An 18227-nucleotide genomic window follows, 5' to 3' on the forward strand; every position below is an offset into this window, starting at 1 on the left:
TCATGACGCATCTCTTCCCTCACCTGCCGTTCCACGAAAACGAAACACCCGCCTCTTGGGCAGCCCGCCTTTCCGTTCTGCACGGCTGTCCCAGCCCGCGGACTTTCCTGTCCGACCACGGGATCGCACCCTCCGACCTGCTTCATGGCCGCCGTGCGGTGATCGATCGGCTGTGTCGTGCCGCAGGACAGGATGTGGAACCGGTGTGGCGCAATACCGCCTCCTCCACGGGATACCAAAACTTCGTCCTCCGGGGCGAACGCATTCCCGCCTCGATGATGGTGCGTGAGGAGACGCGCTTTTGTCCGCTCTGCCTCTTGGAGGATGATCGTCGTGCCGACAATCCCGGTATCGCGCGGCAGGATCGTTTGTCTTGGAGCCTGCGGGTCGTCACTACCTTTCCGACGCACGGCCTAGCCCTCATCCATCGGGCCCGCGACCACCGGGACAACATGCGCCACAAACTCCTCGTGCATGTCCCAGAGCGAGCCGAGGCGCTTCTCGATCTTGCGCGGACCGGCCTGCACCGCGAACCCTCGCCCCTGCAAAGCTATGTCCTGGATCGTCTCGATGGTCGCAAGGGCCCCGAGTGGCTGGACGGCCAGACACTGGAACAGGCAATCAAGGCAACCCAGATGCTCGGCATCGTGATGGCGTTCGGGACGAGCATCAACCTCGGCTCGATCGATCGAGACGGCTGGGACCTCGCAGGTCGCTCAGGGTGGCAATGGACGTCCGCAGGAAAAGCAGGCCTGCACTCTGCTTTCGACACCTTGCATGTCTCGGCCATGGACCGAGGGCAAGGCGGACAGAACTACGCCACGGTCTTCGGTCAACTTCATAGGTGGCTGCTGGAGCCGGGCGATCGCTCTGATCACGGTTCGATCAAGCAGCTCCTGCGAAACTATATTCTGCGGAACATGGACGTGTGTGTCGGGCGGAAGCTGCTGGGCGAACGCGTCCCGCGGCGCCACAAATATTCGATCCAGTCGCTGGCGCTGGAGGCCGGCGTCCATCGCCAGACGCTGCGCAAGATCCTTATGGAGCGGCGCCTTATCACTCACAACGATACCGGAAAATCCAACTCCATCCTCCTTGTAGATGTCAAACAGGGGCAGGATGCAGCAGCGGCTCTTAGTCGGTCCGTGCCCTTCGTGACGCTGCCCGCAAGGATGAACGCGACGCGGCCAATCGTCAGTTGCCTGATCGAGCTCGGCTATCTCACTCCGCTGTTCCGTAGCCAAGGAGAGAACAAGCGAGACAAGTGTGGGTTTGACAGCTGGGAAGTCGATTTCTTGCTGGACCGGCTACACGATCTCGCGCCGGAGATGTCAGATCTGCCGGTGCAGTGGGTGACTCTCACTCAGTGCACGAAGCGTGCCCGGATTCCGATGTGCGATCTCCTGCAACTGACTTTCTTAGGCGAGGTTAAAAACATCGGTCGTGCCGAAGGCGACCAGGGCTTCAACGCGCTGCGAATTGATATCTAAAAAGTCAGGCGCCTACGAAGCGGATCGCCGCGGCGTCCTCACAACACTTAATTGGCCGCTTCGAGCGGCCATTTTGTTGAACTTTTGATGGCAACTTTACCTGTGTAAAATGGCAGCATTGTCCGCCTAAGAGCGGATTGGGCACCAGTATTTCTTGAACCTGATGGCACTATTACACGTGTTTCTACACTGATCGCCGCAGGGCCAAGGCTTCGAAACCTTCCGGTTCGTAACGTGATCCTGCATCAGCACCGCTGAACCGTCGCGGCCGATGCCGCATGTCCCGGCATGGTTGACTCGGCGGGGGCAGTCATGGCAGGCACGCGCCCTTCAACGCTCATGCATCGGAAAACACCCGCCCAGACAGACCAGAGGAAGGACCCATGACGCTTACCCTGCGCCGGAACCGCGACCGCGACCTTGCACCGCTGGCAGCGATGCTGCCCGACGAGGAGATCCCCCTGATCAACCCCAACGCCAAGGTTCCCTTCGACGAAATGGAGTGGCACCGCAACTGGCTGGGTGATCTGGATGACGTGTCCTTCTATCTGCAGGATGATGCAGGGCGCGATGTCGGGTTCTTCGCCCTCAGGGTCGGGGTCGGCCCCGAGGTGCGGCATCTGACCTATGCCTTCCTGATCGAGGAGATGCGCGGCGGCGCGGGTGCCGAACTGACCGAATATGTCGAACATGCCGCCCGTGATCTGGACGCCCTGACCCTGACGTTGAAGGTCGAGGTGGACAATGCACCCGCCCTGAACGCCTATCGCTCGGCCGGTTACGAGGAGCTGTCGCGTCGGCAGGGCATGGCGACCATGCGCCTTGATCTGGAGGAGCGGCGCGCGGCCTGAGCCAAGACTGTCCGCCGGGGCTTTCGGACGCTCCGCCATGCCGGATCGGCGAGGCGTTTTGTGGGCATCGGCCTTGGCACTGCGGTCGTCCATGGGGCAGGGGGCGTCGATCAATCTTGCGTGCACTGCGGGTGCGGTGGGGAACCCGGCAACGCGTGCCATGTTGTTTGCGCAAGATGATCGCGATTGTTTTTCGAGGAGCAAACATGCGCACCCTGTTCAAGAATTCCACCGCCATCGCCGCCTGCCTTGCCTTGCTGGCCCCCCAGATGGCCACGGCGCAGGCTGCTGCCGATGCCGATGCGACGGTCGTGCCGCCCGCCACGCAGGCAGCCCCCGAGGTGACCCCGCCGGAAGCGGATGCCGCGTCCGAGGCTGCGCCGGCCCAGATGGCACCCGAGGCGGACACGCAGGCTGATGCCACTGCCGAGGTACCTGTCGAAGCCACCGACGCCGAAGGCACCCCAATCGAGCCGAGCGCCACCGACGCCACACCCCCGGCTGATGAGCCAGCGGCCGAGGCACCCGCAGCGGAAGGCGAAGACGCGTTGCAAGATGCGATGGAAGCCGAAGCCACCGTCGACGACACTGCAACCCCCGAGGCAGGTGATCTGGAGGCGGCTATCGAGGCCGAGCAGCCAGATGCTGCAGATCCGGCACCGACCGCAGCCCCTGAAGCGGAGGCCGAAGCCGCCCCTCAGCCTGATGCCGACATGACCGAGGTTCCCGCCGAATCCGAGGCTGTGCCGGAAATGACGGGCGAAGCCGCCGATGACACCGGCACCGAAGCCGCCGATGCCGAGGCGCAGTCCGAGACCGGCGATCTGGATGCCGCGATGGCGGCGGAACAGGATGCATCGACTGACGCTGAGACCGCGACGGAAGAACCCGCCGCCGAAGAACCCGCCGCCGCGGATGCTGCTGCCGACAGCGAAGCGGCTGCGACGGATACCGAAGCGACCGAAGAAGCCCCCGCGACCGAGGCCGCGTCGGATGAAACCACGGCAGCCGATGCTAAGGCGCAGCCCGCCGCTGCCGAGGATGCGGCGAAGGCCACGCAGGTTCCGAATGTCGCGGCGCTTGATGACAACGCCACCTCCGAGGTGACCGAGGAGGAAGTGACCGAGGAAAACAGCCGTTCCTCGAGCGAGGATTTCGCGACCACGATGCAGGAGGCAGCCTCGACGGAACAGCAGGACGCCGCCAATGATGATTCGGATGACGACAACGACCTGACCAAGGCCCTGCTGCTGGGTCTGGGTGGCGTTGCCGTCGGTGCGATGCTGAACAACAATCGCCAGGTGCAGCTGTCGACCCCGGACCGTGTCGTGGTGACGCGTCCGGATGGCACCCAAGAGCTGATCAAGGACGACGTTGCCCTGCTTCGTCAGCCCGGCTCGACCGTTGCCACCGAGAATTTCGAGGATGGTTCCTCGCGCACGATTGTCACGCGTGAGGATGGCAGCCGTGTCGTGACCATTCGCGATGCCGACCTGCGCATCCTGCGCCGCACTCTGGTTTCGGCCGATGGCACGCAGACCGCGCTGATCGATGAAACCGCGACCGTTGATCCCGTGGACATCGCGACGCTGCCGCAACCCGCGCCCGCCTTCGAAAATGCCGGCGGTGATATGGACGAGGGTTCACTGCGCGAGGCGCTGATGCGCGAAGCCGACATCGACCGTCGCTTCAGCCTGGCCCAGATCCGCGACATTTCGCAGGTCCGGTCGCTGGTTGCGCCCATCGACGTCAACGGCATCACCTTCGACACGAACTCGGCAGCGATCAATGCCGATCAGGCCAAGTCGCTGACCGCCTTGGGCAATGTAATCCGTAGCGCGATCGAGGAAAACCCGAACGAGATCTTCCTGATCGAAGGCCATACGGACACCGTCGGTGAAGATGCCGCCAACCTTGCGCTGTCGGATCGCCGTGCGGAATCGGTAGCCTTGGCGCTGACCGAATACTTCCAGGTCGCGCCCGAGAACATGGTCGTGCAGGGCTATGGCGAACGATCGCCCAAGGTCGCGCAGGAAGGCGACGTCCGCGAAAACCGCCGCGTCGCCGTGCGCCGCATCACCGGTCTGCTGCAGACCGCGGCGAAGTGATCTTCGGCATTATGCAGCGGGGGCGGCCTTCATCACGAAGACCGCCTTTTACTTTGCCGGGCGGCACACAATGGAGAGGATGAACACGATGAAATCTGCAATCGGCAAGACCGTGGCCATGGCGCTGTGCCTTGGCTTCATGTCGCTGGCGAACCCGGGATTGGCAAACCCCGGCAAGGGTAACGGGCACGGTCAGGCATCGGGCAACCACCACAATGCAGCGTCGCAGCAGCATAAGGGTTGCCCTCCGGGTCTGGCCAAGAAGACGCCGACATGCGTTCCGCCGGGACAGGCTGCCAAATACGGCACGCGGGTCGGGGATCGGCTTCGCAGTCAGGACTATGTGCTGGTGCGCGACTATGACCGCTATGATATCGAGCGTCGGGATGATTGGCGCTATTACCGCGACGGCGACCGGTTGATCCGCGTCGACGCCCGGACCCAGCAGATCCTGTCGATCATCAATCTGGCGCGTGTTCTGCTGAACTGAAGCTGCCACGGGTCGACGACATAAAAAACGGCGGAGCATCGAAGGCTCCGCCGTTTTTTTGATGGCGATGATGGCATGGCTGTCGGATCAGGACTGGAAGTCCAGCTGCTTGGTCAGGCGCAGGGCGACATAGGTGCAGATCGCACCCGACAGAAGATAGGCGCCGCCGCTCCACAGGCCGAAGGTGCTGGACAGCAGCAGGGCAACCACCGGGGCGAAGCCCGCACCGATCAGCCAAGCGATGTCCGAGGTCAGCGCCGAACCGGTATAGCGGTAGCGCTTGGAGAAACGTGCCGCGACCGCACCCGAGCTTTGACCGAAGGACAGGCCCAGCAGGGTGAAGCCCACGGCCATGTAGATCACTTCGCCAACGGCACCGCCGCTCAGCAGCATCGGCGCAACAAGCGCGAAGACACCGATGGCGATCGAACACATCGACAGCAGGCGCAGTCGCCCGATGCGGTCGGCGACGATGCCCGACAGCATCACGGCCAGAAGGCCGATGACGGCGCCGACGATCTCGATGATCAGGAAGCCTGCGGGGGATTCGTCGGTAAACAGGAACACCCAGGACAGCGGATAGACCGTCACCATGTGGAACAGCGCGAAGCTGGCCAGCGGCGTGAAGGCGCCCAGCAGCAGATGGCGGCCCTCGGCCTTGACGGTTTCGCTGGCGCGGACGGGGGTCAGTTCCAGGTTGTCGAACTGCTTTTCGTATTCCGGCGTCGCGATGATGCGCAGGCGGGCGAAAAGCGCCACGACGTTGATCGCGAAGGCCACGAAGAAGGGATAGCGCCAGCCGAAATCAAGGAAATCACGCGCGCTGAGGCTGGTGACCAGAAAGACGAACAGCCCGCTGGCCACGATCAGGCCAAGCGGCGCGCCCATCTGCGGGATCATCGCGTACCACCCCTGGCGGCCCTTGGGGGCGTTCATCGCCAGCAGCGAGGCCAGACCGTCCCACGCGCCGCCAAGCGCCATGCCCTGACCGATCCGCAGGATGGCAAGGAACAGGATGGCATAGCCTCCGACCTGTTCATAGCTGGGCAAGAAGGCCAGCATGGCCGTCGAGGCACCCAGAAGAAACAGCGCCGAGGTCAGCTTGGCCCCGCGGCCATAGTTCTTGTCGATCAGCGTGAAGATCGCCGTGCCGATGGGGCGGGCGATGAAAGCCAAGGCGAAGATGGCAAAGGAATAGATCGTCCCGCGCAGCGGATCGGTGAAGGAAAAGATCAGGTCGGGAAAGACCAGGACCGATGCGATGGCATAGACGAAGAAGTCGAAAAATTCGGATGTGCGCCCGATGACGACCCCGATGGAAATCTCACTCGGTTCCAGCGGGACCGGCGCGTCGTTATGCGCGCGGGCGTCCTTTTCGGCGATGGTCGAGGCTGTGCTGGTCATGCCGCTGTTGCTCCGTTCGCGATTGTCATGAATTCAGCGGCGTTCCTGCGCCTGTTCGCACGATATGTGCATTGGGCAAATTGTCCAATGTCGGACCCGAGGTATGGGGCGTATCGCTGCCACCTGGCGCGGCCCCGGCCCGCCCGAAACCCGTCATTTCATGGACCATCGGACTGGAAACGCCTTGAAACGTTTACACCTTACCGCCCTGTTGACCATCCCGGCCCTTCTGTCCGCATGCAATGCGGTGGTGCTGTCGCCGTCCGGCGACGTGGCAGCGCGGCAGAGGGACGTCCTGGTCGCCTCGACCCTGCTGATGCTGCTGATCATCATCCCGGTGATCTGCCTCGTCGTCTTCTTCGCATGGAAGTATCGCGCCTCGAACAAGGATGCGACCTATGCCCCGGACTGGAGCCATTCGACCAAGCTGGAGGTGGTGATCTGGGCCGCGCCTCTGCTGATCATCATCTGCCTTGGCGGTTTGACCTGGGTCGGCACGCATCTTCTGGATCCCTATCGCAAGCTGGACCGCATTTCCCGCGACGTGGTGGTGACGGACGATCACGAACCGCTGGAGGTGCAGGTCGTGTCGCTGGATTGGAAGTGGCTGTTTTTCTATCCGCAATACGGCATTGCGACCGTGAACGAACTGGCGGCCCCCGTCGATCGGCCGATCGAGTTCAAGCTGACCTCCTCCTCGGTGATGAACGCCTTCTACATCCCGACGCTGGCCGGCATGATCTATACGATGCCCGGCATGGAGACCGCCCTGCATGGCGTGATCAACGAAAAGGGCGTCTATGACGGCTTCTCGTCGAACTACTCCGGGGCGGGCTTTTCAGGCATGCGCTTCAAGTTCCACGGCATGGATGAGGCCGGCTTCGAGGAGTGGATCGCGGACGCGCAGGCCCAGGATGCCACGCTGGACCGCGACACCTATCGCGACCTGGCCCAGCCTTCCGAGAATGTCGCGCCGATGCATTTCGCGGGTGTCGAGGACGGGCTCTATCACGACATCATGAACATGTGCGTCGAACCGGGCCAGATGTGCATGGACGACATGATGATGAAGGACATGCATACCAAATCCGGCGGCATGGACATGGCGCACGGTCAGCACGCCGATCACGGTGCCATGGGACACGATGGCCACGATCACGGCGGGCAGGACCACAAGGACCACGGGGCGATGGGCATGGACGTCAGCCGCAACGGAGGCGAGGACGAGATGCAGTCCGACACCCCCGAGGCCGAGAAGACCGCCACCGAAGCCGACAGGCGCATGCTGCACGGTCACGGGCTGGGGGGCGGATTCATGCCCCTGTTCCAGCCCGATCCCATCCAGCCCGCTGACACCCAGCCCAATCCCGCCAACAAGTAATCGGACCGAACCATGACATCCCCCATGCAAGATCCGAACACCTCTTTTCTGTTCGGTCGCCTCACATTCGGCGCATTGCCGTTCCACGAACCCATCCTGGTCGCCACCTTCGCGGTGGTGGCCCTGGGCGGGATCGCGACGGTCGCCGCGCTGACCTATTTCCGCCTCTGGGGCTATCTGTGGTCCCAGTGGTTCACCACCGTCGATCACAAGAAGATCGGCATCATGTACATGATCCTGGGTGTCGTCATGCTGCTACGCGGCTTTGCCGACGCCATCATGATGCGCCTGCAGCAGGCGATGGCGTTCGGCGGGTCCGAGGGCTATCTGCCCGCCCACCATTACGACCAGGTCTTCACCGCCCACGGCGTGATCATGATCTTCTTCGTGGCCATGCCGATGGTGACGGGCCTGATGAACTATGTGGTGCCGCTGCAGATCGGTGCGCGCGACGTGTCCTTCCCCTTCCTGAACAACTTCTCGTTCTGGATGACGGTCGGCGGCGCGGTCATCGTCATGCTGTCGCTGTTCATCGGTGAATTCGCGATGACCGGCTGGCTGGCCATGCCGCCCCTGTCGGGCGCCGAGGCAAGCCCGGGCGTGGGGGTCGATTATTACATCTGGGGGCTTCAGATCGCGGGCGTGGGCACGACCTTGTCGGGCATCAACCTGCTGGTCACCATCATCAAGATGCGCGCGCCGGGCATGACCATGATGAAGATGCCGATCTTCACCTGGACCTCGCTCTGCACCAACGTGCTGATCGTGGCCTCCTTCCCGGTGCTGACGGCCGTTTTGGTGCTGATGACGCTGGACCGCTATGTCGGCACGCATTTCTTCACCAACGACATGGGCGGCAACCCCATGATGTACGTGAACCTAATCTGGATCTGGGGCCACCCCGAGGTCTATATCCTGATCCTGCCCGCCTTCGGCATCTTCTCGGAAGTGACCTCGGCATTCTCGGGCAAGCGGCTGTTCGGCTATACCTCGATGGTCTATGCGACTGTCTGCATCACCATCCTGTCCTACCTGGTCTGGCTGCACCACTTCTTCACGATGGGGTCGGGCGCCTCGGTGAACTCGTTCTTCGGGATCACCACGATGATCATCTCGATCCCGACGGGGGCCAAGCTGTTCAACTGGCTGTTCACCATGTATCGCGGCCGCGTTCGCTTCGAGCTGCCGATGATGTGGACCATCGCCTTCATGATCACCTTCACCGTGGGGGGCATGACGGGCGTCCTGCTGGCCGTGCCGCCTGCCGACTTCGTGCTGCACAACTCGTTGTTCCTGATCGCCCACTTCCACAACGTCATCATCGGCGGCGTGCTGTTCGGGCTGTTCGCGGGCATGAACTACTGGTTCCCCAAGGCCTTCGGCTTCAAGCTGGACGAATTCTGGGGCAAGATCTCGTTCTGGTTCTGGGTCGCGGGCTACTGGTTCGCCTTCACGCCGCTTTACGTGCTGGGCCTGATGGGCGTGACGCGCCGGATGCGGGTCTTCGACGACCCCAGCCTGCAGATCTGGTTCGTGATCGCGGCCTTCGGCGCGGCGCTGATCGCGGTGGGCATCGCGGCCTTCCTGATCCAGATCGCCGTCTCCATCCGCGACCGCAAGAAGAACCGCGACGTCACGGGCGATCCCTGGCAGGGGCGGACGCTGGAATGGGCGACCTCGTCGCCGCCGGCCGACTACAACTTCGCCTTCACGCCGGTGGTCTATGACATCGACGCATGGCACGACATGAAGGCCAACGGCTATGAGCGTCCGCTGTCGGGATACGAGGCGATCCACATGCCCAAGAACACGGGCGCGGGCGTCATCATCGCCGGTCTCAGCGTCGCCTGCGGCTTTGCCCTGATCTGGTACATCTGGTGGCTGGCCATCGTAAGCTTCATCGGCATCCTCGTGGTCTCCATCGGGCATACCTTCAACACCAAGCGCGACTTCTACATCCCGGTCCAGACCGTGGTGGATACCGAAGCACGGCGCAGCAAGCTGATCGAAAGCGGGGCATAAACCATGTCATCCACCGTCACACATACCGGTCCGCGCAAGTTCCACCTGGATCACGAACCCCATCTGCCGGAAGGCGACAGCACCATGCTGGGGTTCTGGATCTACCTGATGAGCGACTGCCTGATCTTCGCGGTGCTCTTCGCGGTCTACGCGGTCCTGGGCCACAATTACGCCGGTGGCCCCGGACCCAAGGAGCTGTTCGACCTGGAACTGGTCGCGCTGAACACGGCGATGCTGCTGCTGTCGTCGATCACCTATGGCTTCGCGATGCTGGAAATGGCCCGCGACCGCCAGCGGCAGATGCTGGGGTGGCTGGCCGTCACCGGACTTTTCGGCGCGGCCTTCCTGTCGATCGAGCTTTATGAATTCGGCCACCTGATCCACGAGGGCGCGACGCCCGGCCGTTCGGCCTTCCTGTCGTCCTTCTTCACGCTGGTGGGCACCCACGGATTGCACGTCACCTTCGGCATCATCTGGCTGGTGACGCTGATGGTGCAGGTGACGCGCACGGGGCTGACGGCATCCAACAAGCGCCGCCTGATGTGCCTGTCGCTGTTCTGGCACTTCCTCGACGTCATCTGGATCGGTGTCTTCACCTTCGTCTATCTCATGGGGATGATCTGATGAGCACGCACGACATGCACAACCACGCAGATGCCCACGCAGACGGCCATGATCACGGCAGCGTCCGGTCCTATGCCACCGGCTTCTTCCTGTCGGTGATCCTGACGGCCATCCCCTTCGGGCTGGTCATGGCAGGCGGGCTGGCCAGCCGCATGCTGACGGTGATGATCGTCCTTGGCATGGCGGTCGCCCAGATCGTCGTCCACATGATCTATTTCCTGCATATGAACAGCAAATCCGAGAAGGGCTGGACGATGATCTCGCTGGTCTTCACCATCGTGGTTCTGGTCATCATGCTGTCTGGGTCGGTCTGGGTCATGTATCACATGAACGCCAACATGATGCCGATGCCGCAAGGGATGACGGGGCAGTCGTGACCGCCCGCGCCCGCCATCGGTTCTCGACGCTCGCCCTTGCCATCCTGGCAGGGGCGACGTTGCTTTTGCTGATCCTCTTCATCTCGCTTGGCGTCTGGCAGGTGCAGCGGCTGCATTGGAAGCAGGACCTGATCGCCCGCGTCGATGCCCGCCTTGCCGCAGATCCGGTCCCCGCGCCGTTGCCTGCCGCATGGGACACCCTGTCCGAGGCCACCGATGAATACCGCAAGGTCACCCTGCGCGGCATCTTCGACCACGACGACGAAACGCTGGTCAAGGCCGTGACCGAGCTTGGCGGCGGCTTCTGGGTCATGACGCCCCTCGAAACGCCAAGGGGCACCTATCTGGTGAACCGCGGCTTTGTCCCGCCCGAGCGTCGCGACCCCGCCACCCGCCCCGAGGGGCAGATGCAGGGCCTGGTCACCGTGTCGGGGCTGATGCGCATGTCGCAACCCGACGGGGCCTTCCTGCGCGCGAACGACCCCGAGGCCGATCGCTGGTATTCCCGCGACGTTGCCGCCATCACCGCAGACCGCGAAGGGCCGGTGGCGCCCTTCTTCGTCGATGCGGACGCCACGCCCAATCCCGGTGGCTATCCCGTGGGCGGTTTGACCGTCGTGGCCTTCCGCAATTCGCATCTGTCCTATGCGCTGACATGGTTCGCCCTTGCGGTGGGCACGCTTGGCGCGGCATTCTTGGTGATCAGACACGGACGAAGGCAAGAGACCAGGTGATCGCAGACGGCACGTCATTCGGGCTGGCCCCGGGTGGGTCCGACACCGACCTGAAGAACCTGCGCCTGTTGGTGCAGCTGCGCTGGCTGGCCATCGCCGGCCAGCTGGTCACCATCGCCTTCGTCGAACTGGTGCTGAACATCCAGCTGCCGTTGGTCTTCATGGCGATGACCTTGGGGGCGCTTCTGGCGCTGAACCTGATCAGCCTGCATTGGCTGCGGCGCAAGCGGGCACCGAATATTGCCTGGGTGCTGCTGATCGACATCCTGCTGCTGACGGTGCAGCTGGGGCTCAGCGGGGGCGGGCGCAACCCGTTCATCGCGCTTTATCTGCTGCAGATCACGCTGGCGGCGGTGCTGTTGCACCCGGGGCAGTGCTGGCGCTTCGTCGCGCTGACAGGGCTGCTCAGCGCGATGCTGACGCGTGTGCATCTGCCGCTGCGGTTGCCGGAATACGAGCCCTTCTTCACGACCTACCTGGCGGGCATGCTGGTCGCGCTGATGCTGAATGCCGTGCTGATCGTCACCTTCGTCACCCGCATCAACCGCAACCTGCGCGACCGCGACGCCCGCCTGGCCCAGATGCGCCAGCATGCCGCCGAAGAGGATCACATCGTCCGCATGGGCCTTCTGGCGTCGGGGGCTGCGCATGAACTGGGAACGCCGCTGGCCTCGATCTCGGTGATCCTCAGCGACTGGCGGGCCATGCCGGCGACCTCGGGCGATCCCGAATTGCAGCACGACATCGCCCAGATGCAAAAGGCGGTCGACCGCTGCAAATCCATCGTCAGAGGCATCCTTGCATCCTCGGGCGAGCCGCGCGGAGAGGCTCCGGTCCCGACCACGGTCAGTGCTTTTCTTGACGACATCCTGGCTGAGTGGGAGGAAAACCACGATCAGGCGCCCCTGAAGCTGCGCAATCAGGTCAAGCCCGACATCAGGATCCTGGCCGATGCGGCGTTGACCCAACTGGTCAGCACCGTCCTCGAGAATGCGCATGAGGTTTCCCCGGATTGGGTGGAACTGACGGCATCGCTGCGCGACGAACATCTGGTCTTCCGGGTGGGGGACCGCGGCCCGGGCTTTCGACCCGACGTCCTGGAGAACCTGGGCAAACCCTATAATTCAAGCAAGCGGGGGCAGGGCAGGGGGTTGGGGCTGTTCCTGGTCGTCAACGCCGTGCGCAAGCTGGGCGGAGATGTCACAGTCTCGAACCTGCAGGCAGGCGGCGCGTTGGTGACGCTGAAGCTGCCCTTGGACAAGCTGTCCGTCACCGGAGACCGCAGATGACCCCCGATGCCCATATCCTGATCGTCGAGGATGACGACGACCTGGCCATGACCCTGAAGCGGTCGCTGGAACGCCGGGGCTTTTCGGTCAGCCGCTTTTCCTCGGCCGAGGAGATGCGCCGATCGCGCATGCCGGTAATGCCCAGCCACGCCGTCGTCGATCTGAAGCTGTCGGGGGATTCGGGGCTGGCCTGTGTCGATCACCTGCACCGGCTGAACCCCGACATGCGCATCGTCGTGCTGACGGGTTTCGCCAGCATCGCCACCGCAGTCGAGGCGATCAAGCTGGGCGCCTCGCACTACCTGACCAAGCCTTCGGGGACGGACGACATCCTTGCGGCCTTCGACCGGACCGAAGGTGACGCCGAGGTCCAGCCCGCCAACCGCCCGACGACCATCAAGACGCTCGAGTGGGAAAAGATCCACGAGACCCTGCTGGCGACCGATTTCAACATCTCGGAAACGGCGCGCCGTCTTGGCATGCACCGCCGGACGCTGGCACGCAAACTGGCCAAATGGCAGGTGCGCTGAACATGCGATCGGAACAATCGTAGAAGCGTAATGATATTCGGGAGGAGACGTGGTGGAGCCAAGGGGAGTCGAACCCCTGACCTCTTGCATGCCATGCAAGCGCTCTACCAACTGAGCTATGGCCCCACGTCTTGTCTGCTTCGGCGTCTTCCGCCTTGGCTGTGAGGGGGTCTATAAGGGTGCCCGCCGGGGGGTGCAAGCGGAAAAAACATCCGCTGCGTGGATTTTTTCAGACGGGCCCGAAATAGCGGGCCGCGACCCTTAAGGCATTGGGAAGACAAGGCCCGGAGGCCTTGCCGATGCGTGGATCATGCCTCGCGGTGGGTGGCGCGGTCGATGCTGAAGGCACCCGGACCGGCAAAGACGAAATAGAGAAACACGAAGCAATAGAGGATCGCCGCATCGCCGCCATTCAGCGCCGGGAAGGGGCTTTGGGGGGCATGGGCGATCCAATAGGCACAGGCCATCAGGCCCGACAGCACGAAGGCCACGGGGCGGGTGAACAGCCCCAGGATCAGCATCGCACCGCCGACCAGTTCCAGCACGCCCGCGATCCAGGGCAGCGACATCACAGCAGGGTTCATGTCGCTGGCGGGAAAGCCCAGCAGCTTCTGGGTGCCATGGGCAAAGAAGATCAATGCGGACACGATACGCAGGACGCCCAGCATCTGGGATTGATAGGCACCAAGACCTTTGAACGGCATTCTTCAAGTCTCCTGACGGAATGGAAAAAGGGCCGCGCTGTGATGCGCGGCCCTTGGGGATCAGTCTTCGTCGTCGCTGGCGACGTCGGCGATCTCGTCCAGCGAAACATCGCCGTCGTCATCGTCGTCTTCCAGCAGATCATCGTCCAGATCGTTGGAATCGTCGCTGATATCCTCGTCGTCATCCGCGGTGGACTGGTTGTTGCCGCGTGCCTGGTTCTTTTCGGGCGTCACGGATTTGCCGCGGCTGTCCGTCAGGCTGTCCAGCGTGAACTGGTTGTTGCAGGCCGGGCAGACCATGGGATCTGCCTTCAGATCGTAGAAGCGCGTTGCGCAATGCGGGCACAGGCGTTTGGTGCCCCATTCCTCTTTGGGCATGGTATTCTCCTTCAGCCGCGATTAGGGGAAATCGGGATGGCCCCTGCCACAGAGGCCGGGATGTGTCAAAGGCTTTATCTGGCAGGACGGCGCAGGCAAGGCAAGCATGGATCAACGGATCACCCTCTCTGACGGATCACAGTTGCGCTTGCGCCGGTCGGCACGGGCGCGGCGAATAACCTTGCGCGTGCCCCGCGACGGCAGCGGTGCGATCCTGACGCTGCCGGTGACGGCGCCGCTGGAACAGGGCCGTGATTTTGCGGAATCGCGCGCGGGCTGGCTGCGGCAGGCGGCGCTGCGGGTGCCCGAACGGCAGACGGCCCGACCCGGCGCGCAGATCCCGGTCGAGGGTCGGGCGCTGACCATCACCCCCGCCGAGGTCCGGCAGGTTCAGGTCCAGGGCGAGGCGCTTTTGGTGCCGCAGGGACGTCCGACGGGGGTGGTCTTGGCGACTTGGCTGCGCCAGGTGGCGCTGGCGCGTCTGCGTCCGGCCTGTGACGGGTTTGCGGCCTCGCTTGGGCGTCCTTATCGCGCCATCGCCCTGCGCGATACGCGGTCGCGGTGGGGCAGTTGCACCCATGACGGTCGCCTGATGTTTTCCTGGCGGCTGGCCATGGCCCCCGCGCCGGTCCTGACCTATGTCGCCGCGCATGAGGTCGCGCATCTGGCGCATATGGATCACTCGCCGCGCTTCTGGGCGCAGGTCCAGGACCTGATGCCCGATCACGCGCCCCATCGCGCTTGGCTGCGTGCACATGGCGGCGATCTGATGCTGTGGCAATTCCGCGATTGACGCGCCGGGCGGATGTGATCACAAACTGTGGCATGACCACGCCCCGCCCCACCGAGACCGCAGCCCATGAACGGCTGTATCGTGCGTTGCGCAGCCAGATCATGCTGGGCGAACTGCCGCCCGGCAAGGCGCTGACCCTGCGCGGGCTGGCGGCGGAACATCACCTGTCGATGACCCCGGCGCGCGAGGCTGTGCGCCGTCTGGTGGCCGAAGGGGCGCTGACGCTGTCGGGGTCGGGCCGCGTCGCCACGCCCGCGCTGTCGGACGAACGGATCGAGGAACTGGCCGCCCTGCGTGCCTTGATCGAGCCGGAGCTGGCCGCCCGCGCCCTGCCGCGCGCGCATTTTGCGCTGATCGACAGGTTGGCCTCGATGAACGGGCGGATCGCCGATGCGGTCGATCGCCATGACGCGGTGGGCTATATCCGCTGCAACCTGGATTTCCACCGGATGCTGTACCTGCGGGCGCAGGCACCGGCGATGCTGGCCATGCTTGAGACCATCTGGCTGCAGCTGGGGCCGACGATGCGGGCGCTTTACGGGCGGGTGAAGCGGAACGAGCCGCCGCGCCACCACCGGATGATCCTGGCGGCATTGCGGGCGGGGGATGAGCCCGCCCTGCGGCTGGCCGTGCGCGCGGATGTCACGCACGGCCTGAGGCATCTGACCTCGGCCTGAAGATCAGCCCTGCTGGCCGATGGGCGGCAGGCCCAGGTTGCCGAAACGCAGCTCGGGCAGGGTCGAGGGGATGATGCGGTTGTATTTCGTGCCTTCGATCGCGGCCCCGGCGATCAGGCCCGACTGGCCGAAGATCATCGCGACGACCGGGAACTGAGCGCTGAAGGTATCCGCGCCGACTGCCATGCCACCCGCGGGCACGGCATAGAAGGCACCTGCGCCCGCCACCCAACCGGGTGCCGCGCGGAAGGCCGCCAGCGCCTGATCGGTCTGGAAGATCAGCACATGGGCGTATTGCTGGGCGCCGGCCTGAAAGCCCACGGTGGCCCGCGTCGCGCTGTAGTAATCGACCGTCTGCCCGCCGATGCGCAGCGCGCCCTGGCCATAGGCCCCGCCGACGCCCAAAGCGGCCTCGGTCATCAGCGGCATATAAAGGACGCCGCGGGCGTTCTGGATCAGCGGTGCGGATGCCGGATAGGTCGAAACCAGATATTGATGCGTCTGATCGACCCGCCCGTCCAGTTGTGCGGGGCCATTGGTGCCGACCGCATTGGTGCATCCAGCGGCCAGCAGCGCCGCGCCGCCCGATGCCAGCAGGGTCCGGCGGGACAGCTTTGTCGTATTGGTCATGTGTCGCCCTCGTTCAACGATGCAGGGGCTTGTTCCGCCCCGATTGCCCGCGACGATACGCGACAGGGCTGGGTCACGCCAGCATCTCGGCCACGGTGGGCGCGAAATAGCTTAGGACCCCGTCGCAGCCCGCCCGGCGGAAGGCCAGCAGGCTTTCGACCATGACATCCTGCGACAGCCACCCGTTGCGGATCGCGCCCTCGATCATCGCGTATTCGCCGCTGACCTGATAGGCGAAGGTGGGTGCGCCGAATTCGTCCTTCACCGAGCGGCAGATGTCCAGATAGGGCATGCCCGGCTTGACCATGACCATGTCGGCGCCTTCCGACAGGTCGCGAGCGACGCAGCGAAGCGCCTCGCCCTTGTTGGCGGGGTTGATCTGGTAGGTCTTCTTGTCGCCGACCAGCCGCCCCGAGGCGCCCACGGCATCGCGGAAGGGCCCGTAATAGGCGCTGGCGAATTTCGCGGCATAGGACAGGATCGCCGTGTTCTTGTGGCCCGCCTGCTCCAAGGCTCCGCGCAGGGCGGCGATGCGCCCGTCCATCATGTCCGACGGCCCCAGGATGTCGGCCCCGCTTTCGGCCTGCACCAGCGCCATGCGAACCAGCGCCTCGACGGTTTCATCGTTCAGGATCTCTCCGTCGACGACCAGCCCGTCGTGGCCATTGGCATTATAAGGGTCCAGCGCAATGTCAGTCATCACGACCAGATCGGGCACGGTCTCTTTCACGGCGCGGATCGCCTGGTTGCCGATGTTGTCTGGGTCCCATGCGCGTTCGCAGCCCTCGGTCCGCAGGTCCATGTCGGAATGGGGAAAGATGCAGATGGCGGGAATGTTCAGACGTGCCGCGCGTTCGGCGGCCCGCTTGGCCCCGTCGATGGTCAGGCGTTCCACGCCGGGCATGGATGCGATCTCGCCCTCGGCACCTTGCACCTCGGTCACGAAGATCGGCCAGATCAGGTTGGCCGGCGTCAGGTTCACCTCGGAGACCATGGCGCGGATGTTGGGGCTGCGGCGCAGGCGGCGCAGGCGGCCTGCGGGGAAGGGGGCGACGATCGGGTTGGCCATGCGGAGGCTCCTGCCTTTTGGGGTGGGACAACCGGGCGGCTTTCCCTTGGTTGAAACCCGATCTAAGGTCGCGCGCAGTGAAGGACAAGGAACTGCTCGTGCCGCAAGTCAACAGCCTGATCGGGTTTCTGGACAGCCGCTCATTCATGACGATCTGGTATTGGCTGGCGCTGGTCGGCCTGTGGTCGGCCACGGGGCGCAACATCATGGGCATCCCCTCGGATATCGTGGCGCGCGCACGGGCGGCGCTGGCGTCGGGGCAGGGCGACGATCCGGCGGTCATGACGCTGCTGGACTGGCTGTCGCTGGTGCTGCCGCGCTGGCGCCTTGGTCCGACCGAGGGGGCGGTCTTCCTTGGCCTGACGTCCTTCGGGCTGACCTCGCTGGCGGTTCTTGGCTTTGTCTTCTGGCTGGAGTTGGCGCAGGCGGTGTTCCTGCTGCTGATGCCCTTCTGGTTGCTCTTCTGGATGCGCGTGCGGCTGGCCCGCCGCGTGACGCCCGTGGTCGATGCCGCACAGCTGGGGCAGATCCCCCCCGAAAAGGCCGCCCGCGATGCAGCCCGCGCGATGACCTGGCACCGCCGGTGGGTCACGGTCTTGTCGATGGTCTCGGTTCTGGCCACGGTGCTTTGGGGCTCGGCCTGGGCGATCATGCATCCCAATGGCCTGTGACGCGC

General features: G+C 64.0%; 19 protein-coding genes and 1 tRNA gene. 14 read left to right on the forward strand and 6 right to left on the reverse strand.

The window, feature by feature from the left end:
• Positions 1 to 2: 2 nt before the first annotated feature.
• The 4 genes from DDE75_RS03080 (at position 3) to DDE75_RS03095 (ending at position 4939) form a co-directional block, all read left to right on the forward strand.
• Positions 3 to 1490: a TniQ family protein gene (locus tag DDE75_RS03080; RefSeq protein ID WP_108500943.1), complete on the forward strand. Its 1488-nt coding sequence runs from the start codon at positions 3 to 5 to the stop codon at positions 1488 to 1490.
• Positions 1491 to 1873: 383 nt separating this feature from the next.
• The gene (locus DDE75_RS03085; RefSeq protein WP_108500944.1) at positions 1874 to 2341 is read left to right on the forward strand and encodes a GNAT family N-acetyltransferase; all 468 of its coding nucleotides are present in this window, start codon (positions 1874 to 1876) and stop codon (positions 2339 to 2341) included.
• A gap of 206 nt (positions 2342 to 2547) precedes the next feature.
• Complete coding sequence (locus tag DDE75_RS03090; protein WP_108500945.1) at positions 2548 to 4449, forward strand: OmpA family protein; 1902 nt, start codon at positions 2548 to 2550, stop codon at positions 4447 to 4449.
• Positions 4450 to 4537: 88 nt separating this feature from the next.
• On the forward strand, positions 4538 to 4939 hold the full coding sequence (locus DDE75_RS03095) for a hypothetical protein (protein WP_245894603.1): 402 nt from the start codon (positions 4538 to 4540) through the stop codon (positions 4937 to 4939).
• 87 nt (positions 4940 to 5026) lie between these two features.
• On the opposite strand, the gene DDE75_RS03100 is transcribed toward DDE75_RS03095, so the two are convergent.
• The gene (locus tag DDE75_RS03100; protein WP_108500946.1) at positions 5027 to 6343 is read right to left on the reverse strand and encodes an MFS transporter; all 1317 of its coding nucleotides are present in this window, start codon (positions 6341 to 6343) and stop codon (positions 5027 to 5029) included.
• A 160-nt stretch (positions 6344 to 6503) separates the two neighbouring features.
• On the opposite strand from DDE75_RS03100, the gene cyoA reads away from it, so the two are divergent.
• From cyoA to DDE75_RS03135, 7 genes are read left to right on the forward strand one after another with little or no spacing between them, the layout of a single operon-like run.
• Positions 6504 to 7724, forward strand: a complete 1221-nt coding sequence (gene cyoA, locus DDE75_RS03105; RefSeq protein ID WP_108501314.1) for a ubiquinol oxidase subunit II — start codon at positions 6504 to 6506, stop codon at positions 7722 to 7724.
• A gap of 24 nt (positions 7725 to 7748) precedes the next feature.
• Positions 7749 to 9746, forward strand: coding sequence for a cytochrome o ubiquinol oxidase subunit I (cyoB, locus tag DDE75_RS03110; protein ID WP_108500947.1), 1998 nt, complete (start codon positions 7749 to 7751; stop codon positions 9744 to 9746).
• A 3-nt stretch (positions 9747 to 9749) separates the two neighbouring features.
• Positions 9750 to 10370 carry a cytochrome o ubiquinol oxidase subunit III gene (gene cyoC, locus DDE75_RS03115; RefSeq protein WP_108500948.1) on the forward strand — a complete coding sequence of 207 codons (621 nt, stop codon included), beginning with the start codon at positions 9750 to 9752 and terminating at the stop codon, positions 10368 to 10370.
• Positions 10370 to 10747 (forward strand): cytochrome o ubiquinol oxidase subunit IV, encoded by a 378-nt coding sequence (gene cyoD / locus DDE75_RS03120; protein WP_108500949.1) that lies wholly within the window; start codon positions 10370 to 10372, stop codon positions 10745 to 10747. Before cyoC ends, cyoD begins: the two co-directional genes overlap by 1 nt.
• A complete protein-coding gene (locus DDE75_RS03125; protein WP_108500950.1) occupies positions 10744 to 11481 on the forward strand; it encodes an SURF1 family protein in 738 nt (245 codons plus the stop codon). The genes cyoD and DDE75_RS03125 overlap by 4 nt, the downstream gene beginning before the upstream one ends.
• On the forward strand, positions 11478 to 12770 hold the full coding sequence (locus DDE75_RS03130) for an ATP-binding protein (RefSeq protein ID WP_211659288.1): 1293 nt from the start codon (positions 11478 to 11480) through the stop codon (positions 12768 to 12770). The genes DDE75_RS03125 and DDE75_RS03130 overlap by 4 nt, the downstream gene beginning before the upstream one ends.
• Positions 12767 to 13300 (forward strand): response regulator transcription factor, encoded by a 534-nt coding sequence (locus DDE75_RS03135; RefSeq protein ID WP_108500952.1) that lies wholly within the window; start codon positions 12767 to 12769, stop codon positions 13298 to 13300. The genes DDE75_RS03130 and DDE75_RS03135 overlap by 4 nt, the downstream gene beginning before the upstream one ends.
• A gap of 50 nt (positions 13301 to 13350) precedes the next feature.
• On the opposite strand, the gene DDE75_RS03140 is transcribed toward DDE75_RS03135, so the two are convergent.
• The 3 genes from DDE75_RS03140 to DDE75_RS03150 all read right to left on the reverse strand — a co-directional run bounded on the left by DDE75_RS03140 (position 13351) and on the right by DDE75_RS03150 (position 14382).
• Positions 13351 to 13426, reverse strand: a tRNA-Ala gene (locus DDE75_RS03140).
• 182 nt (positions 13427 to 13608) lie between these two features.
• Positions 13609 to 14004, reverse strand: coding sequence for a DoxX family protein (locus DDE75_RS03145; protein ID WP_108500953.1), 396 nt, complete (start codon positions 14002 to 14004; stop codon positions 13609 to 13611).
• Positions 14005 to 14064: 60 nt separating this feature from the next.
• Positions 14065 to 14382 (reverse strand): FYDLN acid domain-containing protein, encoded by a 318-nt coding sequence (locus DDE75_RS03150; RefSeq protein ID WP_108500954.1) that lies wholly within the window; start codon positions 14380 to 14382, stop codon positions 14065 to 14067.
• 181 nt (positions 14383 to 14563) lie between these two features.
• Here DDE75_RS03150 and DDE75_RS03155 point away from each other — a divergent pair, with 181 nt between their 5' ends.
• Together DDE75_RS03155 and DDE75_RS03160 are read left to right on the forward strand one after the other, a co-directional pair.
• Complete coding sequence (locus tag DDE75_RS03155; RefSeq protein ID WP_418304170.1) at positions 14564 to 15175, forward strand: M48 family metallopeptidase; 612 nt, start codon at positions 14564 to 14566, stop codon at positions 15173 to 15175.
• A gap of 32 nt (positions 15176 to 15207) precedes the next feature.
• Positions 15208 to 15852, forward strand: a complete 645-nt coding sequence (locus DDE75_RS03160; protein ID WP_108500956.1) for a GntR family transcriptional regulator — start codon at positions 15208 to 15210, stop codon at positions 15850 to 15852.
• Between the two features lie 3 nt (positions 15853 to 15855).
• Here DDE75_RS03160 and DDE75_RS03165 read toward each other — a convergent pair whose 3' ends face one another.
• Together DDE75_RS03165 and hemB are read right to left on the reverse strand one after the other, a co-directional pair.
• On the reverse strand, positions 15856 to 16482 hold the full coding sequence (locus tag DDE75_RS03165) for a lipid-binding SYLF domain-containing protein (protein ID WP_108500957.1): 627 nt from the start codon (positions 16480 to 16482) through the stop codon (positions 15856 to 15858).
• Positions 16483 to 16555: 73 nt separating this feature from the next.
• Entirely contained in the window at positions 16556 to 17551 is a 996-nt protein-coding gene (gene hemB, locus DDE75_RS03170; RefSeq protein ID WP_108500958.1) for a porphobilinogen synthase, read from the reverse strand.
• A 98-nt stretch (positions 17552 to 17649) separates the two neighbouring features.
• Between hemB and DDE75_RS03175 the strand changes: the two genes are divergently transcribed.
• Complete coding sequence (locus DDE75_RS03175) at positions 17650 to 18222, forward strand: hypothetical protein (protein ID WP_108501315.1); 573 nt, start codon at positions 17650 to 17652, stop codon at positions 18220 to 18222.
• Positions 18223 to 18227: the final 5 nt, after the last annotated feature.

This window comes from Paracoccus indicus, assembly GCF_003056335.1.
Lineage (GTDB): Bacteria > Pseudomonadota > Alphaproteobacteria > Rhodobacterales > Rhodobacteraceae > Paracoccus > Paracoccus indicus.